General features: G+C 71.0%; 22 protein-coding genes. 6 read left to right on the top strand and 16 right to left on the bottom strand.

Annotated features, from left to right (window positions below):
* Positions 1-4 precede the first annotated feature (4 nt).
* The 5 genes from BUB75_RS39215 to BUB75_RS39195 are packed head-to-tail and all read right to left on the bottom strand — an operon-like array spanning position 5 to position 5154.
* A complete protein-coding gene (locus tag BUB75_RS39215; protein ID WP_073265021.1) occupies positions 5-1156 on the bottom strand; it encodes an ABC transporter ATP-binding protein in 1152 nt (383 codons plus the stop codon).
* Positions 1153-1971: a carbohydrate ABC transporter permease gene (locus tag BUB75_RS39210; protein WP_073265019.1), complete on the bottom strand. Its 819-nt coding sequence runs from the start codon at positions 1969-1971 to the stop codon at positions 1153-1155. The genes BUB75_RS39215 and BUB75_RS39210 overlap by 4 nt, the downstream gene beginning before the upstream one ends.
* Positions 1968-2912 carry a carbohydrate ABC transporter permease gene (locus BUB75_RS39205; RefSeq protein WP_073265017.1) on the bottom strand — a complete coding sequence of 315 codons (945 nt, stop codon included), beginning with the start codon at positions 2910-2912 and terminating at the stop codon, positions 1968-1970. Before BUB75_RS39205 ends, BUB75_RS39210 begins: the two co-directional genes overlap by 4 nt.
* Entirely contained in the window at positions 2909-4228 is a 1320-nt protein-coding gene (locus BUB75_RS39200) for an ABC transporter substrate-binding protein (RefSeq protein ID WP_073265015.1), read from the bottom strand. Before BUB75_RS39200 ends, BUB75_RS39205 begins: the two co-directional genes overlap by 4 nt.
* Positions 4225-5154 (bottom strand): MBL fold metallo-hydrolase, encoded by a 930-nt coding sequence (locus tag BUB75_RS39195; RefSeq protein WP_084742260.1) that lies wholly within the window; start codon positions 5152-5154, stop codon positions 4225-4227. Before BUB75_RS39195 ends, BUB75_RS39200 begins: the two co-directional genes overlap by 4 nt.
* 99 nt (positions 5155-5253) lie before the next feature.
* Between BUB75_RS39195 and fabG the strand changes: the two genes are divergently transcribed.
* Positions 5254-5973 (top strand): 3-oxoacyl-ACP reductase FabG, encoded by a 720-nt coding sequence (fabG, locus tag BUB75_RS39190; protein ID WP_073265013.1) that lies wholly within the window; start codon positions 5254-5256, stop codon positions 5971-5973.
* 28 nt (positions 5974-6001) lie between these two features.
* Here fabG and BUB75_RS39185 read toward each other — a convergent pair whose 3' ends face one another.
* Complete coding sequence (locus BUB75_RS39185) at positions 6002-6772, bottom strand: substrate-binding periplasmic protein (RefSeq protein ID WP_143175702.1); 771 nt, start codon at positions 6770-6772, stop codon at positions 6002-6004.
* 297 nt (positions 6773-7069) lie between these two features.
* Here BUB75_RS39185 and BUB75_RS39180 point away from each other — a divergent pair, with 297 nt between their 5' ends.
* The 3 genes from BUB75_RS39180 to BUB75_RS39170 all read left to right on the top strand — a co-directional run bounded on the left by BUB75_RS39180 (position 7070) and on the right by BUB75_RS39170 (position 10029).
* Complete coding sequence (locus tag BUB75_RS39180) at positions 7070-8245, top strand: cytochrome P450 (RefSeq protein WP_073265008.1); 1176 nt, start codon at positions 7070-7072, stop codon at positions 8243-8245.
* A gap of 124 nt (positions 8246-8369) precedes the next feature.
* Positions 8370-9263, top strand: coding sequence for an RNA polymerase sigma-70 factor (locus BUB75_RS39175; protein ID WP_073265006.1), 894 nt, complete (start codon positions 8370-8372; stop codon positions 9261-9263).
* 10 nt (positions 9264-9273) lie between these two features.
* Positions 9274-10029, top strand: coding sequence for an enoyl-CoA hydratase/isomerase family protein (locus BUB75_RS39170; RefSeq protein ID WP_073265004.1), 756 nt, complete (start codon positions 9274-9276; stop codon positions 10027-10029).
* A 3-nt stretch (positions 10030-10032) separates the two neighbouring features.
* On the opposite strand, the gene BUB75_RS39165 is transcribed toward BUB75_RS39170, so the two are convergent.
* Positions 10033-10422, bottom strand: a complete 390-nt coding sequence (locus tag BUB75_RS39165) for a nuclear transport factor 2 family protein (protein ID WP_084742258.1) — start codon at positions 10420-10422, stop codon at positions 10033-10035.
* Between the two features lie 122 nt (positions 10423-10544).
* Between BUB75_RS39165 and BUB75_RS39160 the strand changes: the two genes are divergently transcribed.
* Positions 10545-12059: a carboxylesterase/lipase family protein gene (locus BUB75_RS39160; protein WP_218618047.1), complete on the top strand. Its 1515-nt coding sequence runs from the start codon at positions 10545-10547 to the stop codon at positions 12057-12059.
* Here BUB75_RS39160 and BUB75_RS39155 read toward each other — a convergent pair.
* Both BUB75_RS39155 and BUB75_RS39150 read right to left on the bottom strand, forming a co-directional pair.
* Positions 12046-12906 (bottom strand): DUF4352 domain-containing protein, encoded by an 861-nt coding sequence (locus BUB75_RS39155; protein ID WP_073265000.1) that lies wholly within the window; start codon positions 12904-12906, stop codon positions 12046-12048. The two genes, BUB75_RS39160 and BUB75_RS39155, sit on opposite strands and share 14 nt — an antisense overlap.
* A gap of 11 nt (positions 12907-12917) precedes the next feature.
* Positions 12918-13523 (bottom strand): hypothetical protein, encoded by a 606-nt coding sequence (locus tag BUB75_RS39150; protein WP_218618046.1) that lies wholly within the window; start codon positions 13521-13523, stop codon positions 12918-12920.
* A 91-nt stretch (positions 13524-13614) separates the two neighbouring features.
* Between BUB75_RS39150 and BUB75_RS39145 the strand changes: the two genes are divergently transcribed.
* Positions 13615-14394: an LLM class F420-dependent oxidoreductase gene (locus BUB75_RS39145; RefSeq protein ID WP_073264998.1), complete on the top strand. Its 780-nt coding sequence runs from the start codon at positions 13615-13617 to the stop codon at positions 14392-14394.
* An 82-nt stretch (positions 14395-14476) separates the two neighbouring features.
* On the opposite strand, the gene BUB75_RS39140 is transcribed toward BUB75_RS39145, so the two are convergent.
* From BUB75_RS39140 to BUB75_RS39110, 7 genes are all read right to left on the bottom strand, one after another.
* On the bottom strand, positions 14477-15685 hold the full coding sequence (locus tag BUB75_RS39140; protein WP_073264996.1) for a M24 family metallopeptidase: 1209 nt from the start codon (positions 15683-15685) through the stop codon (positions 14477-14479).
* 23 nt (positions 15686-15708) lie between these two features.
* Positions 15709-16674 carry an NAD(P)-dependent oxidoreductase gene (locus BUB75_RS39135; RefSeq protein ID WP_073264994.1) on the bottom strand — a complete coding sequence of 322 codons (966 nt, stop codon included), beginning with the start codon at positions 16672-16674 and terminating at the stop codon, positions 15709-15711.
* A complete protein-coding gene (locus BUB75_RS39130; RefSeq protein WP_218618044.1) occupies positions 16667-17743 on the bottom strand; it encodes an alpha/beta hydrolase family protein in 1077 nt (358 codons plus the stop codon). Before BUB75_RS39130 ends, BUB75_RS39135 begins: the two co-directional genes overlap by 8 nt.
* A 94-nt stretch (positions 17744-17837) precedes the next feature.
* A complete protein-coding gene (locus tag BUB75_RS39125) occupies positions 17838-18596 on the bottom strand; it encodes an ABC transporter ATP-binding protein (protein WP_073264992.1) in 759 nt (252 codons plus the stop codon).
* Position 18597: 1 nt separating this feature from the next.
* Complete coding sequence (locus BUB75_RS39120) at positions 18598-20406, bottom strand: branched-chain amino acid ABC transporter ATP-binding protein/permease (protein ID WP_073264990.1); 1809 nt, start codon at positions 20404-20406, stop codon at positions 18598-18600.
* The gene (locus tag BUB75_RS39115) at positions 20403-21281 is read right to left on the bottom strand and encodes a branched-chain amino acid ABC transporter permease (RefSeq protein ID WP_073264988.1); all 879 of its coding nucleotides are present in this window, start codon (positions 21279-21281) and stop codon (positions 20403-20405) included. The genes BUB75_RS39120 and BUB75_RS39115 overlap by 4 nt, the downstream gene beginning before the upstream one ends.
* A complete protein-coding gene (locus tag BUB75_RS39110) occupies positions 21278-22492 on the bottom strand; it encodes an amino acid ABC transporter substrate-binding protein (protein WP_084742252.1) in 1215 nt (404 codons plus the stop codon). Before BUB75_RS39110 ends, BUB75_RS39115 begins: the two co-directional genes overlap by 4 nt.
* Positions 22493-22521: the final 29 nt, after the last annotated feature.

The raw sequence follows: 22521 nt of genomic DNA, 5'->3' as shown, positions 1-22521 counted from the left end.
CGGCTCACCCCGGCGCGGGTAGCCGCCGGCCGGTCCGGTGGTCGAAGACGTGCAGGCCGGACGCCGGGACGCGCACCGTGATCTCGGCGCCGACCCCCGGGTGCGTGCCCGGCTTCAGCAGCGCCGCGAACGCGGTGCCCCCGGGGGTCAGTGCGGTCACCAGCCGGTCCTCGCCGACGTTCTCCACGACGTCGACCCGGCCGGTGACGTCCACACCCGGAGTGCTGTCCGACGTCGCCACCGCGGGGCGCCAGCCGATCGTGACCTGGCCCGCGGCACCGGCGGCCTCGATCCGCCCGCTCAGACCGTCACCGCTCACGTCACCGCGCCCGGTCACCGACGCAGTCGCCAGGTTCATCGGCGGGCTCCCGATGAACCTGGCGACGAACGTGTCGACCGGCCGTTCGTACACGTCCTCCGGTGCGCCCGCCTGCACGATCTCGCCCCGGTTCAGCACGACCAGCCGGGTGGCCATCGACATCGCCTCGACCTGGTCGTGCGTGACGTAGAGGAACGTCGTCCCGAGCCGGCGGTGCAGGCGGGCGAGCTGCGTGCGGGTCTGGCCACGCAGCTGGGCGTCCAGGTTCGACAGCGGCTCGTCCATCAGGAATGCCCGCGGGCGCCGGACGATCGCGCGGGCCAGCGCGGTCCGCTGCCGCTGGCCACCGGACAGCTCCGCGGGGCGCCGCTGTTCGAGGCCGTCCAGCTCCAGCAGCGTCAGCGCCTCGGCGCACCGGCGCCGGATCTCCGCGCGGTCCGGCCCGGCGCCGCGGCGGCTGTGCCTGGCCTGCAGCCGCAGCGCGAACGTCACGTTCTGCTCGACGGTCATGTGCGGGTAGAGCGCGAAGTCCTGGAAGACCATCGACAGGCCCCGTGCGCGGGCCGGCAGCCGGGTGACGTCCACGCCGTCGATCAGCACCTGGCCGGCGTCCAGCGCCTCCAGCCCGGCCAGCGCGCGCAGGCACGTGGACTTGCCGCACCCGGACGGGCCGACCAGAACCGTGAACGACCCGTTGTCCACGGTGAGGTCGAGGTCGGTGAAGACCGTCTCGGCGCCGTAGCGTTTGGTCGCCGAGCGCAGCGCGAGCCCGGCGGAGGACGCCGCCGGCCCGCCCAGGGCCGCGGAGGTGGGTCGGTGGGTGGCGTTCGCGGTCATCGGATTCCCGCCTGGAGGAACGCGTCGGTGACCCGGCGCTGGTTGAACAGGTAGACGAGCAGGACCGGCAGCGTGGCCAGCGTGGCCGCGGCCATCATCGGCCCGTACGCCGATCCCTCCTGGGTCTGGAACAGTGCCAGCCCGACTTGCACCGTGCTCTGCTCCGCCGACGGCGCGATCAGCAGCGGCCAGAGGTACTCGTTCCAGGTGCTGATGAACACCAGCACCGACAACGCGCTGATCGCGGGGCGCACCGACGGCAGCACGACGCTCAGAAGGATCTCCCGGTGGTACGCGCCGTCGAGACGGGCCGCCTCCAGCAGGCTCGGCGGCACCGCTTCGACGTGCTGGCGCAGCAACAGGATCCCGAAGCCGCACACGGCGCTGAGCGGCACGACGAGGCCCAGGTAGCTGTTCAGCCACCCCAGCCGGGCCGCCAGCAGGTAGTTCGGAATGATCAGCGCCTGCTGCGGTACCAGGATCGTCGCGATCACCGCGAGGTAGAGCACCGAACGGCCGCGGAACCGGAACACGGTGAACCCGTAGGCGGCCAGCACGCTGACCGCGACCTGGATCGCCGTCACGGCCAACGCCATCACGGCCGTGTTCAGCAGCAGCCGGGCCAGCGGCAGGTCGGTCAGCGCGATCCGATAGTTCTCCAGCGTCGGGTGGTCGGCCACCGGCGCCAGCGTGTAGAGCTCGTTCGGCGGCTTGAACGACGCGACCAGTGCCCAGAACACCGGGAACGCGAGGAACGCCACCACCACAACCGCGAGGAGGTGGGTGCCGATCGACCCTCCGCGTCCCGGCGTCATCCGGCGCCCCCCGGAGTTCGTCGCCCGGCGCGCTGGTACGCCAGGCTGATCGGGACGAACACCACGACGAGGAGCACCGCGGCCGCGGCGGCCAGCCCGGTGTCGAAGTAGTCGAACGCGTAGTCGTAGAGGTGGTAGTACACGTTGTCGGTCGCACCGCTCGGCCCGCCCTGGGTGAGCACCGCGACGTTCACGAAGGCCCACTGCCCGGCGAGCACCAGGCAGAGGAACGTGACCAGGGCGGTCGTGCGCCCGAGCAGCGGCACGACGAGCCGGCGGGTCACGTCCCACTCGGTCGCGCCGTCCACCCGGGCGGCCTCCAGCAGACGCCGGTCGATCCCGGCCAGACCGGCGAGGTAGAGCAACGTGTTGAGTGCGAAGATCTTCGTCCCGGTGAGCACGACGATCACCCCGAACGCCGACCCGCCCTCGCCGAGCCAGTTGACCGGCGGTATCGCGACGACATCGAGCGCGGCGTTGGCCAGTCCCTGCAGCGGGTCGAGCAGGAACCGCCAGGACACCGCGGTGGCGACCGGCGCCAGGACGACCGGCAGGAACAGCAGCGCCCGGTAGACCCGGGCGGCCGGACCGTCGTGCTTCCAGAGCAGCACCGCCATCGCGAACGGCGCGACCGTGGCGAACGGCAACAGCGCGACGGCGTACGCGACGGTGCGGAGGCTCGCCGAGCGGAACTCGGGATCCGCGAACAGCCGCCGGAAGTTGTCGGTACCCACGAACGTTCCCTCGCCGCGGATCAGGTGCCAGTCCAGAACGCTCAGTGCCAGCGTGAGGACGACCGGCAGGTAGACCCAGGCCGCGAGCAGCGCGAGGCCCGGCGTCAGGTAGAGCCAGTGGGTCTGCCGGTGCGGGCGCCGCTCGCGCCGCCGGTCGGAACCCCCGACCGGCGGCGCGAGCCGAGGCTCGGTCTTCTCCAGCGTCACGAGGCCAGCAGCTCGGTGATCCGCTGGTCGACCTTCGCCAGAGTGCTGGGTGGATCGGCCCGGTCGAGCATGATCGGCGCGACCGCGCTGTCCTGCAGGATCTGCCGCGCCTGGTCACTGCGGCGGCCGGGCATCGACTGGTACGGCGTCACGTCGGCCAGCTGGGTCATCGCCGGCTGGATCGACGGCTGCTGAGCCAGTCGCTTGGCCAGCGCCGGGTCCGCGGCGGAGTCGGTGCGCAGCGGCAGGTACCCGATCTTCTCGGTGATGATCCCGAACGCAATCCGGCTGGTCAGGAACGTGAGGAACTCCCACGCGGCGGCCTGCTCGGCCTTGTCCTTGGACAGCACGACCAGACCCGCACCGGAGTACGTGGGCCGGGCCGGCTGGTCCCCGAACCGGGGCAGTCCCGCGGTGCGCAGCTCGAACGACCCGTCGGCGGCCTTGGTGAAGCTCGCCATCAGCGCAGTGCTCGTCACGTACATGCCGAGTTTGCCGGCCTTGAACAGGGAGATAGCGTCGTCGTCGGCGATCGCGGGCTGCGCGCCGGACGCGGTGAGGTCGCCGAGCATGCTCAGCGCACCGACCGCCTGCGGGCTGTCCAGCTGGACATCCCCGGACTCCGACAGCAGCGCGCCACCGTTGCTGTTGATCAGCGACTGGGTGAGGAAGTCGGACTTCGCGGCGTTCGCGGCCGAGAGGTACACGCCCTGCTGCTGGGTCTTGCTCCGGATCGTCAGCGCCGCGGCCTTCACTTCCTCCCAGGTCTGCGGCGGCTTGGCCGGGTCCAGCCCGGCGGCCCGGAACAGCTTCGCGTTCACGAAGAGCGTCGGTGTCGACATCGCGAACGGCATCGCGACCAGCTTGTCGTCGACGTTGCCTGCCTCGATCGCGCCGGGCAGCAGCTGCGACGTCACGGTCTTGACCTCGTCGGCTGACGCGAGATCGTCGATCGGCACGATCGGCAGGTTGTCGGCCGCCGACGCCAGCTTGCTCCAGCCGATCTGGGCGATGTCGGGTGGGTCGCCAGCCGCGGCCTGGGCCTGGACCCGGGTGTAGAGCTCCTTCGAGGTCCCGCCCTCCGGTTTGATCGTGATGTTCGGGTGTTCCTTCTCGAACAGGTCGATCAATTCTTGGACGCCCTGCCCGCCGAGGTCGGGTGTCCCGTAGTTGTAGGACGCGAACCGGATCGTCACCGGTGCGTCGGTGGCCTCGTCGGACTCCGCGGCGTCGCAGGCGGCGACGCAGAGGAGCGTGAGCACGGTCAGCGCTGCGCCGAGCCGGTGCCGGCGACGTCTGCCATCCAAGAGGGTCATGGCTGTGCTGTCCTGTCTGTGCCGTAGAACGTGAACGTGGTCCGTGGTTCGGCTAGGGCGATCGGTCCGTCGAAGCACGACGACGCGTCGCTCCGCAGCTGCGCCGTCGCGGCGTCGTCGGTGTCCTGGACATGGGTGAGAACGAGCACGCCGACGCCGGCGAGCGCGGCGAGCCGCCCGGCCTCGGTTGCCGACAGGTGTCCGTGCGGGCCGGTGTCCGGCTCGCGCAGCGTCGCTTCGCAGAGCAGCACGTCGACGCCGGCGGCGAGGTCCAGGAGCGCATCGGTCCACCCGGTGTCCCCGGTATAGGCGAAGCTGCCCGCGCCGGAGGTCAGCCGGAACCCGCAGGCGGGAACGGCGTGGCGCATCGCCACCGCGGTGACTTCGCAGCCCGCGACCTGATACCGCGTCCCGGGCTCGACCTCGACGGCGTCGAAGACCAGGTCGAATGCGCGGTCCAGCGGCGGCGACGTGTGCACCGGGAACAGGCTCTGGAGCGTGCGGAACACTTCGGGCGCCCCCGGCGGCAGATAGCAGGGGGTGGCGCGGACGGGGCGGGTCAGCCCACCGGCCTGGCCGTTCCGGGGATAGGTCACCAGCGGCGCCAGCAGCGATTTGGCGATCGGGACCAGGTCGTAGCAGTGGTCCATGTGGAGGTGCGTGACGAACACCGCGTCCGGAGCGCGACCGCCCAGCGCGCCGCGCAGCGCACCGGCGGTGCCCGGCCCGCAGTCGAAGAGCAGCGTGGCCGCACCGACGTGCACCAGATAGCCCGAGCTCGGCTCCCCGGCGCCGGGCATCCCCGCGCGGCGCCCCAGCACCTCGAGCACGAGTGTCTCCGGCCCGGCATCGTGCCCGTCGGTCGCGACGCGCACCACTCCGGAACGCGTCTGGTACTCGGTGCCCCGGCCCGCGTCCAGCGTCATGCCGGGAACGAAACCAGAGCCCCGAACGGCGCGACAACGACGAAAAACGACGTCGGCGATAGGCCGGAACGACGTGCCGCGGCGCCTACCGTCACCGGCATGGACGAGCGGACAGAGGGAACCGTCGCTTTGGTGACCGGCGGCGGCTCGGGAATCGGGGCCGCCTGCGCGGCTGCGCTGCGCGACCGCGGCGACCGCGTCGCGGTCGCCTCCCGCAGCGGTAAGGCGGACGACGGCCTGCGCGGCGTCCGCTGCGACGTCACCGACCCGGCGTCGGTGGACGCCGCGTTCGCCGAGGTCGAGGATGCGTTGGGCCCGGTGGAGATCCTGGTCGCGAACGCCGGCATCATCCGCGACGCGTTGCTGGCCCGCCTGACCGACGAGGCGTTCACCGAGGTGGTGGACGTCAACCTGGCCGGTGCGTATCGGGTGGCGCGCCGAGCCAGCCGGCGGATGATCCGGGCCCGGCGCGGACGGATCGTGTTCGTGTCGTCGGCTGCGGGGTTGTCGGGGTCGGTCGGTCAGGCGAACTACGCGGCGTCAAAGGCTGGTCTGGTCGGGTTGAGCCGGTCGATCGCGCGGGAGCTGGCACCGCTCGGCATCACGGCGAACGTCGTCGCGCCCGGCCCGGTCAGCACCGGAATGACACACACGCTGGACGAGCGGCAACGCGCCGCCCTGATCGGTGGGGTGCCGATGGGCCGGATGGCCACCCCGGAGGAGGTGGCCGCCGCGGTGTGTTTCCTCGCGTCGCCGGCTGCGGCGTACATCACCGGCGCCGTGTTGCCGGTCGACGGCGGCGCAGGCATGGGCCACTGACCGAAGCCTGCGACGCCGCCGAGGCGCGCTAGGAGCCGGGAACCAACGCCGGTTCTCCGGCGAACCACTGGCTGTAGGCGTACCGGAAGTGCCCGTTGCGTCCGGCGTCGACGAGCGCCGCGTTCACCTGTTCCCGCAGGACCGTGTTGCCCTCCGCGACCGCGAACACGACGTCGCCCGGGTCGCCGAACTGCCCGGCGACGATCAGCGAGCCGGTCTTGTCCTCGTGCTGCAGGTGCGCGGCCAGCCCGCTGTCGATGAGCGCCGCGTCGAACTGTCCGGCGTTGATCGCCGCGCCGATGGCCGCCTCGTCCAACTCGGTGGTCTGCACGCCCGCGGCCTGGACCTCGTCCGGCAGGAGGCTGCTCGATTCGACGGCCACCCGCTTGCCCCGGAGCGACTCCAGCGTGGTGAGGCTCTTGTCCGCCGTCAGGATCGTGATCGCCCGGCGGAAGTACGGCTCGGTGTAGTCGACCGGGAGTTCCTCGGGGTCGCCCTCGGGCAGCGCGAAGAACTGGCCCGCGGTCAGGTCGCAGAACTTCCGGCCGAGCGCCTGCGCGGCGAGGATGTCGGTCCGGTCGACCTCGACGATCACCGGCTGCACGCCGAGCCGCTGCCCCACGAGCGTCAACAACTCGACGTCGAAACCTTCGGCCTTCGTACCGCCGGTCGCCGCCGCCGTTGCCAGGTAGGGGACCCCGCCACCCCACTGGCAGACGGTCAGCTGACCCTTGCGGACGAGCGGAACGGTCACGCCGGTCGGCACCTTCTCCATCGCCGCGGTGGGCGAGGGTGCCACCGACGGCCCGCCGCTGCTCCGGCTCGGCGAGAGGGTGGGGCCTTTCGGCTCGTCACTGGACGAACACCCGGCCAACGCGAGGGATAAGACAAGCGGAACGGCCACGATCAGGCGGTGTCTCACCGGACTCCCCGTACCTCGGTGGATTTGAGCCCGGTCACCCTAGCGCGACGAATGCACAGCAAGAACACAGGTCACAGCATTTGCCGGAAAGCGTCGACTGCGATGGCATACTTTTGACACCACAAGAGAGTGGGCGCTCGCAAACATCGGGCGCCCCGTCCTGAGGGGGCCGCCATGGACGTGTCCGGGGACGATCGGAAGTCCGCTGCGCTCGCGGCGGAGCGGGTACGGCCGGCGCCGGGGGCGCGCGTGATCTCCGGCTTCACGCCCGCCCGGGAGGTCCTGCGCAGCACCGGCATGCGGCAGGCCGGTGCCGGCGCGAAGGACGCCCCGGCCGTCGACCCGGAGTTCGCGTCGGTGTTCTTCCTGGACGGGGAGGCACACCGGCAGAAGCGCACCGCGATCGCGCGGTTCTTCACACCGAAGGCGATCGCGACGCGGTACCGGGCGGTGATGGAGCGGACCACCGACGAGCTGCTCACCGGCCTGCGGGCGGCCGGCGGAGGACGGCTCGACACGATCAGTTTCGAGCTGGCGGTCACCGTCGCCGCGGACATCGTCGGCCTGACCGACAGCAACCAAAAAGCGATGGCGCGGCGCATCCAAGGGACGCTCTTCGCCACCCGCTACCACCACCGGGCCTTACCGATCCGCGCGCTCGTCCAGCTCGTGACCGCGGTGAACGGCCTGCGTTTCTACCGGCGTGACGTGCTCCCCGCCATCCGCACCCGGCGTGCGCAGCGCCGCGAGGACGTCATCTCGCACCTGATCGACGAGAACTACCCGAACAAGGCGATCCTGATCGAATGCATGACCTACGCCGTCGCCGGCATGGTCACGACCCGCGAGTTCATCGTGATGGCCGCCTGGCACCTGTTCGAGAAGGACGAGCTGCGCGCCCGCTTCCTCGCCGCCGACGAGCAGGGCCAGCTCGCGATCCTGATCGAGATCCTCCGGCTGGAGCCGGTCGCCGCCATGCTGCACCGGCGTGCGACGGCCGACGCCGCGCTGCCGTCCGGGTCGGCGCACGAGGGCGAACTGCTCGCGCTGAGCATCCGGGACGCCAACGTGGACGCTGCCGCGGTCGGCGCGTGCCCGTTCACGCTCGACGCCGACCGCGCGGGGGCGGTCAACCACACCAGCGCGTACCTGAGCTTCGGCGACGGCAGCCACCGGTGCCCCGGTGCGCAGGTCGCGCTCAACGAGACCCGGGTGTTCCTGGACCGGTTGTTCCGGGTCCCGGGGCTCCGGCTCGTGCAGACGCCCCGGATGAGCTGGTCGGACGCGCTGATGAGCTACGAGCTGCGCGGCGCCGTCGTCACCTGCGATCGCACGACCGCCAACGGCTGACCGCCCGGCCGCTCACCGGCCCCCGCGCCGGTCCAGCCAGGCGCGACCACGGCGCTGTCACACCCGGCGCCGCGCCGGTGTCTCGTGCTGTGGCACGGTCGAGAGCGACAGGCGGGAGCTGGGCATGGACCACGGTCAACCGGACGCCGCGACCGAGGCGTTCGTCACCCACCGCAACCTGCTCTTCACGGTTGCCTACGAGATGCTCGGCTCGGCCGCCGACGCGGAGGACGTCCTGCAGGAGACCTGGCTGCGGTGGACGACGGTCGACCTGGACACGGTGCGGGACCACCGCGCCTACCTGGTCCGGATCACGTCGCGTCAGGCGCTCAACCGGATCCGCACGCTGGGCAGGCGCAAGGAGACCTACGTCGGAGCCTGGCTGCCCGAACCATTGCTCACCTCTCCCGACCTGGCCGAGGACGTCGAGCTCGCCGAGAGCGTCTCGATGGCGATGCTGCTGGTCATGGAGACGCTCACGCCGACCGAGCGGGCGGTCTTCGTCCTCCGCGAGGTGTTCGACTTCGGATACGGCGAGATCGCGGAATCCGTCGACAAGAGTCCGGCCGCGGTCCGGCAGATCGCCCACCGGGCACGAGCCCACGTCGCCGCGCGCCGACCGCGCGTACCCGCGTCTCCGCAGCAGACCCGGGACGCGCTCGACGCGCTCCGGCACACCCTGGAGACCGGCGACGTGCAGAGCCTGCTCGACCTGCTCGCGCCGGACGTCGTCGTGATCGGCGACGGTGGCGGGGTGAAGCAGACCGTGCTGCGGCCGGTCGTGGGGGCGGACAAGGTGGTCCGCCTGTTCACCGGCGGCTTCGCGAAGCTCGACACCGCCCCTACTGCCGAACCCGTCCAGGTCAACGGTGGCCCGGCGCTGCTCGTCCGGATCGGCGGCGAGATCGACGGCGTCGTCGCGCTGCGGATCGACGACGGCCTGATCACCGGGTTCTACTACGTGCGCAATCCCGAGAAGCTGTCACGGGTGGTACGGGAGACCACCGTGAGCCGCTGAGGAGGCACCGATGATCGAGCAGGAGGACGTCGACGGCGTCACCGTCGTACGCCTGGCCCACGGGAAGGTCAACGCGCTCGACGTCGAGTTGCTGCGGGAGATCACCGCGGTCTTCGATCGCCTGACCCGCTCCGCGTCCCGGGCGGTGGTCCTGACCGGCACCGGTTCGTGCTTCTCGGCCGGCGTCGACCTGTGGCGGGTCGTCGACGGTGGCGCTGCCTATGTGGACGCTTTCCTGCCGGCGCTCAGCGACGCGTTCCTGTCCGTCTTCACGCTGGACAAACCCGTGGTGGCGGCGCTCAACGGCCACGCGATCGCCGGCGGCGCCGTCCTCGCCTGCGCGGCGGACCAGCGGTTGGCCGTGGAGTCCGGAGCACGCATCGGGGTGACCGAACTCGTCGCCGGTGTGCCGTTCCCGCCCGTCGCGCTGGAGATCGTCCGGTTCGCGATCGGCGAGCAGTCGGCCCGCGCGGCGATCGTCACCGGGAACACCGTCGATCCGCCGGGCGCGTTCGCCGCCGGGTTCGTCGACCGGCTCGTGCCCGCCGACACGCTGCGGGACACCGCGCTCGCCACCGCGCGACGGCTGGCGTCGATTCCGCCCGACACGTTCGGGTTGACGAAGCAGCAGCTGCGGCTGCCGGTCCAGGAGCGGATCGACCGATACCGGCCGCTGCACGACGCGCGCGTGCGTGATCTCTGGGTGGCGGGCGTCGAGGGCGGGCGCCTCCGGCGGTACATGGAGTCGGTGACCGCCGGGCGCTGACACTCACACGACGGCCGGATCGAAGTAGTCCCGCAGCGACGCCACCAGCCCGTCGCGGACGCGGAAGATCTGCACGAGCGAGATCGGATCGTGGTCCACCAGCACGGTGTCGACCTCCGCGATGAGCACGCCGGGCTCCGGCCGGTGCAGCACGTACCGGGTGCGCTCGACGTCGACGGGCCCGGTGGTCGGCTGCGGACGACGGTAGTACTCGCTCAGGCCACGGCGGATCTCGTCCCGGCCGGCCAGGCGTCGCGGGAACGGATGGCCGGGTGGGACGAGCGGCGCCTCGTAGACGCCGTCGTCGGTGAACAGCGCGGCGACCGCTTCGGCGTCCCGCGTCATCGCACCCGCGTAGACGTAGCGCTGGTAGAGCTCCTCCGGAGTAGCCACATTCCCTCCTTTTCTCGATCAGATCAGAGCATTGACGGCGTATACCACCGGCCCTACCCTCAGAGTCCACATTGTTACGAAGAGTTTTCGAACCACGGGGGATCCCCATGGCTCACCGTCCGATGAGGTGGGTCGCCACCCTGCTGGCCGCCGTGCTCGCGGTTACCACGCTCAGCGGCACGCCGTCCGGGCCCACCGCCCGGACCGAGAGCGGCCCCGTGGAGGGCGTCCGGGAGCACGGCGTCGACAGCTTCCTCGGCATCCCGTACGCCGCCGCGCCGGTCGGACCGCTCCGCTGGCGACCACCGAGGCCCGCGCCGCGCTGGGCGGGCGTCCGCGACGCCGACACGTTCGGCGACCGCTGCGCGGCACTGGCGAGCACCAACGGCCCCCGGACGGAGTCCGAGGACTGCCTGTTCGTCAACGTCCAGCGGCCGGCCGGCACCAAGCCCGGCGACCGGCTGCCGGTCTACGTGTTCATCCACGGCGGCGGGCTGGCCAACGGCACTTCCGCCCAGATGGACATGGCGACGTTCGTCCGCCGCACCGGCGTCATCGGCGTCACGTTCAACTACCGCCTGGGCGTCCTCGGGTTCCTCCGGCACCCGTCGCTGGGCGCCGACAGCGGCAACCACGGCTTCCAGGACCAGCAGGCCGCGCTGCGCTGGGTCCACCGCAACATCGCCGCCTTCGGCGGCTCGCCGGCGTCGGTGACGGTCGGCGGTTCGTCGGCCGGTGGCTGGTCGGTCTGCGGGCACCTGACGGCGCCCGCGTCACGCGGGCTGTTCGCCCGCGCGATGATCCAGTCCGGCTCGTGCACCAGCATTTCTCAGTCGGACGCCATGAGCGCGGCCACCGCGTTCGCCCGGAACCTCGGTTGCGACACGGCGTCCTGCCTGCGGGGACGCTCCACCGCAGCGCTGCTGGACGCCGGCGCCGAGTTCGAGCCGCGGCTCGTCGCCGGGACACCCACGCTGCCGGTCGCGCCGGCCGACGCGGTGCGGGCCGGACGTTTTGCCCGGGTCCCGCTGGTGCTCGGGGCGAACCGCGACGAGGGCCGCACGTTCGCGCTGGAGATGATCGGCTGGTCGCAGGCGCAGTACGTCGCGTGGGTCCGGGGCCGGTTCGCGACCGGCGCCGACGCGGTGCTGGCCCACTACCCCTGGCCCGCCGACGCCGACCCGTTCACCCCGGCCTACCTGGTCGGCGCGATCTTCACCGACTCCGGGCTGCTCACGAGGATCGGCGGCTGCGGGACGCGCGGGTCGTGGACCGACTTCGCTCGCTGGACACGGGTGTACGGGTACGAGTTCGCGCACCGGACCGGGCCGGGGCTCTGGCCGATCCCCGGGTACGTGTGGGGCGCCGGGCACGCCGCCGAACTGGCCTACCTGTGGCCGAGTTTCGACAACGGCACGCCGATCGCCCCGACCTTCGACGCCGCCGAACGTCGGCTGGCCGCCGAGATGACCCGGCGCTGGGGCGCGTTCATCCGCGGCGGTGACCCGTGGCTACCGTACGGGCCGAAGCGCCGTCTGCTCGCGCTCCGGGCCGACGGGCAGAGCGGGCTGATCGACGACGCCGCCTACGCCGCCGACCACCGATGCGCGCTCTGGAACAAAATCAGGACACCGTGACGGAGACGCCGTCGCTCCCGAACGACTCGTAGAGCGTCAGCTTCGTGATCGTCTGTCCCGCCGGGATGTCCCACGCCCAGGTCACCTCGGTGCTGGAGCCCGGCGCGACGTCGGACAGGAACTTCGAGGTGTCCTCGTTCGCGGCGACCGACCCGGTGATGTCCAGGTCGTACTTCTCGCCGGACTTCGTGAACGCCTCGTTCGCCGACGCCACCGTCAGACCGAGCGGTGAGCTGCCGAGGTTCTTCACCGTGGCGTCCACCAGGCAGAACTGGCCCTTCGGCTTGTACTGGGTGTACTGGCCCACGGAGGTCACACCGCACTTCACGGACTTCACGACGAACTCAGCGTCACCGTCGCGGACCGGCTTGTTCAGCGCGCCGTCCGACCCCTGCTGGGTGCTGCCGGGGGTGGGCGCGTCGCTTCCGCCGAGAGGCGCGGAATAGCTGGGGCTGTCGCTGCTCGACCCGGAGTCGGTGTCGCGCATGTTGTACGCGACCGCACCGATGATGCCGAAGACCAGGCATAACGCGACGACGCCGCCGATCACGAACAGCGCGATCTTGCCGCCGGAGGACTTCTTCGGCGGCTGGCCGTACGGGGGCTGGCCGTGCGGAGGCTGCCCGTACGGGGGCTGCCCGTATGCGGGCTGGCCGTAGGGAGGCTGGTTGAACTGGGGCTGCCCGTACTGGGGATCGCCCGGCGCGGGCTGTCCGTACTGGGGCTGCCCGTACGAGGGCTGATCACCGTACGAGGAGGGGGGCGGCGGCAGGTTGGGCGGCGGTGCCCCGTAGGGCTGCTGCGGCCCGGCGCCGTAGGGCTGCTGCGGATCGGGTGGGTACGTCATGTGCAGCGACGCTACCGGCGTTCGGTGCGGGCGTCGTCGGGGGTTCGCTCAAGCCTGAAGTTCCTCCTTGCTTCCGCGGCCACGATCGTGGCCGCCAGCGCCGTACGGTGATCCTTCGTCCAGGGCGGCCCGAGCGTCGTCCGCGGACCGTGCAGGACGTCGGTGGCGCGCTCTCCGAGGATTCCGGCTGCGCGACTCTCCACGTCCTTGGCCTCGAAGAGGTGAACGTCCCAGTTCCGGGCACGGGCGGCCTCGGCGAGGATCTGCCGGTACATGACGGAGTCGGCGCGGGCCTCGTACGGCACCCGTCGCTGGATCGCGATGTCGTCCGGAAAATCGAGCGGCCAGGCGCGGAGCGACATCGACACGATCGGGTCGGGCACGGCAGCCGCCAACTCGTCCAGCGACGCCGCCGTGGCCCGGCCCGCCGACGCCCGCACCCGGGCCACCAGCTCCGCCGCCGCGGCGTCGTCCAGGCCCTTACCGTCGCTGTGGATGGGCGCCGCAGGCGTCCCGGGCTCGACCAGCACGAGCCGCCTCCGGTCGACGACCCGGTGGTCGGCCGACGCCGTGACCGCGACGGCCCACCCGAAGTGATGGGCGATCCCCACGCGCATGCTTGGTGAGTATGCCGCTGTCGGCGCGCCCGGACCACGGTCAGCACGCGCCTTTCGAGGCCGGGAGCTGCAGCGCAACTAGGCTTTCGGCATGAGCTCCAGGCCAGTACGCGTCGGGCTGCAACTCCAGCCCCAGCACGCCGACTACCAGTCCATCCGCCGTGCGGCTGCCGAAGCCGAGGACATCGGCGTCGATATCCTGTTCAACTGGGATCACTTCTACCCGCTCTACGGGGACCCCGACGGCAAGCACTTCGAGTGCTGGACGATGCTCGCCGCCTGGGCCGAGCAGACCTCCCGGGTCGAGATCGGCGCCCTGGTCACCTGCAACAGCTACCGCAACCCCGAACTCCTGGCCGACATGGCGCGCACCGTCGACCACATCAGCGACGGCCGGCTCATCCTCGGCATCGGCTCCGGCTGGTTCGAGAAGGACTATCAGGAGTACGGCTACGAGTTCGGCACCGCCGGCGGCCGCCTCGACGACCTCGCCGAGGCCCTTCCGCGCATCGAATCGCGGCTGGGAAAGCTGAACCCGGAGCCGACCAGGGACATCCCGGTGCTGATCGGCGGCGGTGGCGAGAAGAAGACGCTGCGGCTGGTCGCCAAGCACGCCGACATCTGGCACACGTTCGGCGACCCCGAGAAGGTCGAGCACAAGATCGGCGTCCTGCGCAGGCACTGCGCCGACGTCGGGCGCGACCCGGCCGAGATCGAGATTTCCGCCGGGGTGAGCGGCAAGCCCGCGGAGACCGGTCAGACGCTGCTGGACTTGGGTGTCACGCTGTTCACGATCGAGGCCAACGGGCCCGACTACGACTACCGCGAGCTGCGCGAGTGGCTCACCTGGCGCGACGAGGTCAACGGCTAGAGCGTCGCCTCCGCGTAAGTGGGCGCAGTCGGGCGGGCCATAGGTCGCCTGAACGCGCCCACTTACCGTGTCCGTCGCGGCCCTAGTACGGGTTCGCGACGACCAGGTCCTCTGCGGGGAAGAGCGTCAGCACCCGGGCTCCCTCCGGCGTCACCACGACCTCTTCCTCGATCCGGGCCGCCGAGAACCCGTCCGACGCCGGGCAGTACGTCTCCAGCGCGAACACCATGCCCGCCTGCAGCTCCACCGGCTCGGTCATGCTGTTCAGCCGCGAGATGATCGGCCGCTCGTGCAGCCCCAGCCCGAGCCCGTGCCCGAACTGGAGGCCGAACGCCGCCATCTCGTCCTCGAAGCCGAACTCGGTCGCCGCCGGCCACAGCGCGGCGATCTCGTCGGTGCCGACGCCGGGCTTCACCGCGTGGATCGCCGCGTCCATCCACTCGCGGGCCCGCCGGTAGGCGTCCCGCTGGCTCCGGGTGGCGCTGCCGACGCTGAACGTCCGGTAATAGCAGGTCCGGTACCCGTTGAACGAGTGGATGATGTCGAAGAACGCCTGGTCACCGGGGCGGATCAGCCGGTCGGAGAAGTTGTGCGGATGCGGGTTGCAGCGCTCCCCCGAGACGGCGTTCACCGCTTCGACCTGATCGGACCCCAGTGCATACAGGCGCTGGTTGACCAGCGCCACGATCTCGTTCTCCCGGACGCCCGGCTTCAACGCCTCCAGCACATCCTGGTACACCCCGTCGACCATCGCCGCCGCCTGGGTGAGCAGCAGGATCTCGTCCGGCGACTTGAGCTGGCGCGCGTCGAGCATCAGCTGCTGCGCGTCGAGCACCCGCAGCCCCTGGCGCTGCATCTCGAACAGGAACGGCGGTTCGACGATGTCGACGCCGACCGGAGCGTCCGCCACCCCCGCGTCCTCGAGCAGGCCGCGGATCTCTCGCACCGCCGCGGCCATCAGGCCCGCGCTCGGCGCTATCGCGCCGCGCAACCCGAGCATGCCCGCGCGGCAGTCCGCCTCCGCCAACCACGGCGCGTACAGACGATGATGACGCGCGGCCGAGCCGAAATCCCAGAGCGTCGGGCCGGAGTTACGGGTGAGCAGCGCGTACCGGGTCATTTTGTCGCCGAGCGCACCACCGATCCAGGTCTGCGTGGTGTACCGGATGTTGTAGAAGTCGAACAGCAGGAACGCCCCGCACTCGCTGGAGTCCAGCGCCGCACGAGCCCGCTCCAACCGGTACCGCCGGAGCCGGTCGACGTCGAGGCGCTGCTCATAGTCGACCGCCATGTGCCCCGGCGCCGCGAGCGGCCTCACGACGCACCCGCCGCGTCGCCCACGGCCGCCCCGCTCCGCGGCCCGAGACCCGGGGACCCCAACCCGTCGTCCACGGGCACGTCTTCCGGCGTCAGCGCCAGCCCCGCCGCCGCGGCCTGCAGGTCGAGCAGGATCGCGAAGTCCTCGGTGACCCGTCCGCTGCTGACCGCTGCCTGGACCAATTGCGCGGTGAGCGCGGCGACCGGCATCGGGACGTCGAGCGAGTGCGCCGCCGCGAGCCCCAGGTCAAAGTCCTTGCGCAGCAGCACCGGCGTGAACGTCGGCGCGTAGTCGAGGTGCACGAACGCCGGCGACTTGTACCGGGTGAACACCGAGCCCATCACGCTGCTGTTCAAGAATTCCAGGAACGCGGCGCGGGACACCCCGCCCTTCTCGGCGAGCACGGTGATCTCGGCCAGGCACTGCGTCACGACACCGAGCATCAGGTTGTGGCAGATCTTCACCAGCCGCGCCGAGTCACCCTCCCCGACGTACGTCACGGACTTCCCCAATAACCCGAGCAGCGGCTCCCACCGGGAGAAGACCCCGGCCGGTCCGGAGACCACCAGGCTCAGCCCGCCGGCGTCGGCGACGCGACCGTTGCCGCTCACCGGCGCCGCGAGGAAGTCCACACCCCGGTCCGCGCAGGCCGCCCGCGCCGCCGCCGACGAGTCGGTGGAGACCGTCGAGCAGTCGACGACCGCGCCCGGCACGGAGTCACCCGCCAGCAGCTCGGCCAGTACCTCCTGGAGGTCGGCCGGTGTGGAGACCATCGTGAACACGACGTCGCGGTCGCGCAGCGCCGCGATCGTGTCCGCCACCGTGCATCCGGCGCCCGTGAGAGCTTCCGCCTTGGAACGGGTCCGGTTCCAAATGTGGACGTCGACCCCGGACCGTCCGAGCCGAGAGGCCATCGCCGCACCCATCCGGCCGGCCCCGATCCAACCCACGCTCTCACTCATGCGTCTGCCTCCAGTGAACGCCGTCCGCAGCGGTCGGTCGTAAAGCATTCAGTCGTGCGGCCAGCCAGTCCGCGGTGTACGGGCGGTGCCAGGGCGTGCGGTTCGCGCAGCCGTGGTTGCCGTCCTCGAGCATCAGCAGCTCGGCACCGGGCACCTCGTCCACCAGGCGCTGAGCGTGCTGCCAGGGGATCAGCCGGTCCTGGCGCCCGAAGACCACGAGCAGCGGCGCGGTGATCCGCGAGGTCTGACCCGCGAGCGTCAACGTGTCGGCGACGGCCCGGGCCTCGGCGTCGGACGACGTCCACGAGCGGACGCGGAACGTCTCCCTGGTCAGCGGCGGCAGCCCGTCCCAGCACTCGCCGAAGTCGTAGGGCCCGGCGAGCGCGACGCAGGCCCGGACGCGGTCGCCGAGCGCGGCGGCGACGCGGGGTGCGTAGTACCCGCCGAGGCTCACGCCCCAGACGCCCAGGAGTGCGGTGTTCACGTCCGGGACGTGCGCCAGCGCGTCGGCGATCGCGAGCCCTGGCGCGGACCAGTCGCCACGGATGGGCAGCGCGTACTCGGCCTCACCCTGGCCCGGACCGTCGACCGTGAACGTGGCCAGGCCCCGGACGAGCAGCGTGTCCTCGGTGGCGCGGAGCTCCTCCTTCGCGGAGTCCAGTCCGGACAGCAGGATCACACACGGTGCGCCGGGCGCCGGGACCCGAAGAACCCCGGCTAGCGCGGTCCCCTCGAACGGGATCGAGATCCGGCGGCCCGGTGGGGTCAGCAGCGGGAGTGCGGTGTTCAGACACTCGACGGCGTGGCGATGCGCTTCCCGGGCCTGTGCCGGGTCGTCGGTGAACACGAACTTCGCGAAGTGGTAGTAGACCGCCGCGCGGGCGAAGTGCTCCCCCGCCGACCGGGCACTCAGCGCCGACCGCCCGAGCGCCTCGTGTTCGGCGGCCACCGCGGACCACGCCGCACACCAGTCGTCCCACCGCGTCAGCCCGTCGGTGATCCGCGCGAAGTCCGGAGCGGTCACCCCGTTGGCAACGAACCGCGGCCCCCAGTGCGCAATCGCCGACACCACCCGATCATCCGGCTGCGCGGCGGTAGCCGCGTCTCCGGACCGGGAGCCCGTCCAGGGCGACGCTGACAGACGAGCGCGAGGCCGCCTCGTATTACCCATACTCAAGGCCTCGCGCTCGCCTGTCAGCGTCGTTCTGGAGGGGCCGCCCACCGAGGTAGAGTTCGGCGATCTCCGGGTGGTCGCGGACCTCCGCCGCTGACCCGGTCAGCCGGACGACCCCGCCCTCCATCACGACCCCGTGCGTCGCCAGCCCGAGCCCCAGCCGCACGTTCTGCTCGACCAGCAGCACGGTCACCCCTGCCTCGTGCAGGTCCGAGATCACCCGCGAGACCTCGGCGAGGCTGCGCGGGTCGAGTCCGAGCGACGGTTCGTCGAGCAGCACGAGTTTCGGTTCGAGCATCAGGCAGCGGGCGATCTCCACCATCCGACGCTGTCCACCGGACAGGTTGCCCGCGTGTTCCCCCGACCGCTCGGCGACCAGCGGAATCCGTTCCACGACCTGCGCATACCGCTCGGCGAGCAGCCGCCGGTCGCGTCGCAGGAGGTATCCGCCCATCAGCACGTTCTCCCGCACCGAGAGGCCGGGGAACAGCGCGTGCGACTGCGGTACCTGGGTGATGCCCCGGCGGAGGATCTCGTCCGGCGCGAGCCGGTCGGTGCGCTGCCCGCCCATCGTGACCTCGCCACGCCGGGGACGCAGCAGCCCGCTGATCACCCGCAGCACCGTCGACTTCCCGGCACCGTTGGGTCCGACGATGCACGTCACGGTCTGCGCGGCGCAGTGCAGGTCGACGCCCTGCAGGACGTCTCCCCCGCCGTATCCCGCGACCACCCCGGACAGCGTCAACACGTCAGCGCACCTCCTCACGGGCTTGCCCGCCGGACGCCCCGTCGGCCGGGGACGCGTCGTCGCCCAGGTACGCGTCGAGCACGGCCGGATCGCGCCGGAGCACCTCCGGCGGCCCGGACGCGATCACCGAGCCGCGGTGGAGCACGACCGCGTGATCGCACACCTCGGTGACCAGCGGGATGTTGTGCTCGACGACGAGGAACGTCACGCCGCGCCGGTTCACCTCGCCGATCACCTCGACGAGCCGGCCCAGCATGGTCGGGTTCACCCCGCCGGCCGGTTCGTCCAGCAGGATCAGCGACGGCTCGAGCATCAGTACCTGCGCCAGCTCGACGAGTTTCTGCTGGCCGTAGGAGAGCGACCCGGCCCGCTCGTCGGCGAACCGCCCGAGCCCCACCAAGTCCAGCAGCTCCCGCGCGCGAGCGGCCTCGGAGCCGCTGATCGCGTCGGCGAACATCGTCCGCCAGCGACCGTCGGGCAGCGGCGCCACCACGTTCTCCCGCACGGTCATGTCCTTGAACAGCCGGGTGACCTGGTAGGTCCGGCCGAGCCCGAGGTGGCCTCGCCGCCACGGCGGCAACCGGTCGATGCGCCTGCCGTCGAACCACACCGAACCCCGGTCGGGCGCCATGCCGCCGGTGACCAGGTTGAACAGCGTCGTTTTGCCGGAGCCGTTCGGGCCGATCAGGCCGGTCACCGAGCCCCGGCGGACGGTCAGGTCGACGCCGTTGACCGCCACCAGCCCGCCGAAGCGTTTGGTCACTCCCCGGATGTCCAACAGCACCCCGGAATCACTGTCCGGCGGTGGTGCGCCGGACGGCGTCGATCTGAATGAGAGGGCACCCGTTTGGTCGGTGAACTCGACGACCGACGGGTGGCGTTTGCGCCACCAGGCCTGCGCCGTAGGCAGCAGGCCCGCGGGCAGGAACAGGACGACGAGCACCAGCGCACCACCGAACAGCAGCACGCGCGCCGACGCGCTGCCGCCGTAGACGGTCGCCGCCTCGCTGAGGAACGCGACCAGGAAGCCGCCGACCACCGGGCCGTAGAGCGTGCCGCGGCCACCCACCAGCGCGGCCAGCACGATCACGACGCTGCCCAGGATCGCGAACGCGCCGACCGGGTTGAGGAACGTGAGGTAGTACGCGTAGACGCCACCGGCGACGCCGATGAAGAACGAGCTCGCGACGAACGCCACGACCTTGAAGCGGGTCGTGTTGACGCCGATCGAGGCGGCTTTGCCCTCGTCCTCCCGGATCGCGACCAGGCCGGTGCCGAACTTCGTGCGGCGGATCCAGGCGCTGAACAGCACGGTCAGCACGAGCAGCAGCAGAAACACGTAGTAGAACGGGATGTTCTGGTAGTCGCGGTCCCAGAACGGCAGCTCCAGCGTGATGCCGTCGGAGCCTTTGGTCAGTCCACGGGCGTTCGCGGCCAGGATCTGGGCAGCGAGCAGCATCGCGATCGTGATGATGACGAACGCGTGGCCGCGGGTCCGCAGGACGACCAGCCCGATCGCCAGCGCGACGACCACCGCGACCACCCCACCGAGCGGCGCCACCCACAGCGGGTTCACGCCCAGGTGCAGCGCGAGGATCGCGGCGGTGTACGCACCGAGCCCGAGGAACAGGCTGTGGCCCAGCGACGTGTAACCCGCGTATCCGGAGATGATGTTCCAGCTCGACGCCTGGATCGCCAGCAGGAACGCGGTGAGCAGCACGCCCTGCGGGTAGGGCTGCCACGGGTTGACGACCGGGTAGAGGACCAGTCCTGCGAGGACGACACCAGCGATGAGGTGGGACCTCTTCATACCGCATCCTCACGCAACCGGGTCCCGAACAGGCCCTGCGAGCGGAACAGCAGCACGACCATGATGACCAGGTAGAACACCAGCGTCGACCAGCGCAGCGACCCGTAGGTGGCGGTCAGGGTCTCGGCCATCCCGAGGATCAGCGCACCCACCAGCGCGCCCGGCAGACTGCCCAGCCCACCGAGGACGACGATGCCGAGCAGCCGGGAGATCCAGTCGTAGTGGGACGCCGGGTAGAACGGGTAGAGCACGGAGAGGATCGACCCGCCGACGCCGGTGGTCGCGCTGCCCAGCGCGAACGCCAGCGCCGCGGTCGAGACCGCGCTGACGCCGACCAGCGCGGCACCCGAGGGGTTTTGTGCGGTGGCGCGGATGGCTCGTCCCGCCCAGGTGCGGGTCAGCACGACGTAGAGCGCCGCGAGCACGGCGACCGCCGCGAGGAAGCCGTACACCTGGGACTTCGGGAGCGACACCCCGCCGATCCGGAACGACTCCTCGAAGTAGGACGGTGTCGCGCTCCGGAAACGGTTGCCCGCGACGACGTTGAGCACGCCCTCGACGACCAGCGCGATGCCGAACGTCAGCAGCACCGACATCGACGGTGACTGCCCGGAGATCCGGGACACGACCAGCCGGTAGAGCACCCAGCCGACGCCGAACATCAGCGGTGTGGTGAGCACCGACGCGAGGATCGGGTCGATGCCGGTCACCCGCCAGAGCCACCAGGTGAGCATCGCGACCAGGATCAGGAACGCGCCCTGGGCGATGTTGATGATCTTCAGCACGCCGAAGACCAGCGTCAGGCCGGACGCCATCAGCGCGTAGACGCCGCCGATGAGCAGCCCGAGCGTCAACGCTTGGATCAGCTGGTTCATCGCCAGCCCGGCTTGGGGTTGACGATCGTCGTCGTCGTGGCGACGTCGGCGGGCGCGACGACCTCGACCTGCCCGGACTGCCACTGGGCGAGCAGGAACTTGCCGTTCGGTTCGCCGGTGGCCTTCCAGCTCAGCGGCCCGAGGATCGTCTGCACCTCGTTGGCGTGCAGCCAGTCCTTGATCGCGTCCTGGTCGATCTTGCCGACCTCCTCGACGGCTTTCTGGAGCACCTGCGCGGCGGCGAACGCGTCGGCCGCGTCCTCGGCCGGTGAGGCGTTGTAGGCCGCCTTGTAGTCGGCGGTGAACTCTTTGTTGAGCGGCGTCGTGGCCTTCTCGTTCCAGCTCACCGTGTAGAAGACGCCCTCGGTGTTCGCGACGCCGACACCGTCGCTGTACTGCGACGAGTTGCTCGGCGCGGAGGTCTGGAACAGGATCTTCGGCGAGTAGTTGAGCTGCTTGAGCGCCCGGACGAGCCCGACGCCGTCCTCGAACACCGCCCCCTGCGCGATCAGGTCGGGCTTCTTCGCGGCCAGCTGGCTGGCGATCGGCTGGAGGTTCGTGGTGTCCGCGGGGTAGATCTCGCTGTAGACAGTCCGGACCCCCAGCGCTTCGAGCTGCTTCTGCATCGACTCGATCACCGGTGCCGCGAACGGGTCGTCCTGCGACGGGTACGCGGCGGTCTTCGGCCGCTGCGCCGCGGGCAGCGTCTTCATCCAGTCGACGAACACGTCGGCCTGATGGGGTGCGGTGGCCGGCTGGGCGAAGAACAGATACTCGAAACCACGGCTGAACATGTTCGGCGCGCCACCCGCCGGTTCGACGAACACCATCCCGTTCTTCTCCGCGACCGCGGACGCCGGGTAGTTGAGCAGCGAGGAGAACGTGCCGAGCAGCAGGTCCACTTTGTCCTGCGTGATGAGCTTGGTGTAGTCGGCGACGACCGTGTCCTGGTTGCTCGCGTCGTCGACGATCTTGAGCCGCACCTCGCGGTCGAGCAGACCGCCCTGTTCGTTGATCTGCTTCTGCCAGACCTCGTAGCCGCGCTTGGCTTCGGTACCCGGCTGGGAGAAGTCGCCGGTCAGCGGTAACGAGATGCCGATGACGATCGGGTCGTCGCTGTCGGCGGCCCGCTCCGAGGGGCGGTCGCCGCAGGCGGCGAGCAGAGCGAGGGCGGCGATGGCCGCGACCGTTGCACGGATTCTCGGGGACATGAGTCCTCCTCGTGAGGGCGATCGCCGCA

Source organism: Cryptosporangium aurantiacum (assembly GCF_900143005.1).
Classification (GTDB): Bacteria; Actinomycetota; Actinomycetes; order Mycobacteriales; family Cryptosporangiaceae; genus Cryptosporangium; species Cryptosporangium aurantiacum.
The sequence above is the reverse complement of the archived record's forward strand: the minus strand, read 5'-3'. Positions and strand labels throughout refer to the sequence as shown.

Excerpts from the sequence above, each read along its gene's own strand:
- BUB75_RS39215 (WP_073265021.1), bottom strand. The coding sequence starts at position 1,156 with ATGACCGCGAACGCCACCCACCGACCCACCTCCGCGGCCCTGGGCGGG.
- BUB75_RS39210 (WP_073265019.1), bottom strand. The coding sequence starts at position 1,971 with ATGACGCCGGGACGCGGAGGGTCGATCGGCACCCACCTCCTCGCGGTT.
- BUB75_RS39200 (WP_073265015.1), bottom strand. The coding sequence starts at position 4,228 with ATGACCCTCTTGGATGGCAGACGTCGCCGGCACCGGCTCGGCGCAGCG.
- BUB75_RS39195 (WP_084742260.1), bottom strand. The coding sequence starts at position 5,154 with ATGACGCTGGACGCGGGCCGGGGCACCGAGTACCAGACGCGTTCCGGA.
- fabG (WP_073265013.1), top strand. The coding sequence starts at position 5,254 with ATGGACGAGCGGACAGAGGGAACCGTCGCTTTGGTGACCGGCGGCGGC.
- BUB75_RS39180 (WP_073265008.1), top strand. The coding sequence starts at position 7,070 with ATGGACGTGTCCGGGGACGATCGGAAGTCCGCTGCGCTCGCGGCGGAG.
- BUB75_RS39175 (WP_073265006.1), top strand. The coding sequence starts at position 8,370 with ATGGACCACGGTCAACCGGACGCCGCGACCGAGGCGTTCGTCACCCAC.
- BUB75_RS39170 (WP_073265004.1), top strand. The coding sequence starts at position 9,274 with ATGATCGAGCAGGAGGACGTCGACGGCGTCACCGTCGTACGCCTGGCC.
- BUB75_RS39160 (WP_218618047.1), top strand. The coding sequence starts at position 10,545 with ATGAGGTGGGTCGCCACCCTGCTGGCCGCCGTGCTCGCGGTTACCACG.
- BUB75_RS39155 (WP_073265000.1), bottom strand. The coding sequence starts at position 12,906 with ATGACGTACCCACCCGATCCGCAGCAGCCCTACGGCGCCGGGCCGCAG.
- BUB75_RS39150 (WP_218618046.1), bottom strand. The coding sequence starts at position 13,523 with ATGCGCGTGGGGATCGCCCATCACTTCGGGTGGGCCGTCGCGGTCACG.
- BUB75_RS39145 (WP_073264998.1), top strand. The coding sequence starts at position 13,615 with ATGAGCTCCAGGCCAGTACGCGTCGGGCTGCAACTCCAGCCCCAGCAC.
- BUB75_RS39140 (WP_073264996.1), bottom strand. The coding sequence starts at position 15,685 with ATGGCGGTCGACTATGAGCAGCGCCTCGACGTCGACCGGCTCCGGCGG.
- BUB75_RS39135 (WP_073264994.1), bottom strand. The coding sequence starts at position 16,674 with ATGAGTGAGAGCGTGGGTTGGATCGGGGCCGGCCGGATGGGTGCGGCG.
- BUB75_RS39120 (WP_073264990.1), bottom strand. The coding sequence starts at position 20,406 with ATGAAGAGGTCCCACCTCATCGCTGGTGTCGTCCTCGCAGGACTGGTC.
- BUB75_RS39115 (WP_073264988.1), bottom strand. The coding sequence starts at position 21,281 with ATGAACCAGCTGATCCAAGCGTTGACGCTCGGGCTGCTCATCGGCGGC.
- BUB75_RS39110 (WP_084742252.1), bottom strand. The coding sequence starts at position 22,492 with ATGTCCCCGAGAATCCGTGCAACGGTCGCGGCCATCGCCGCCCTCGCT.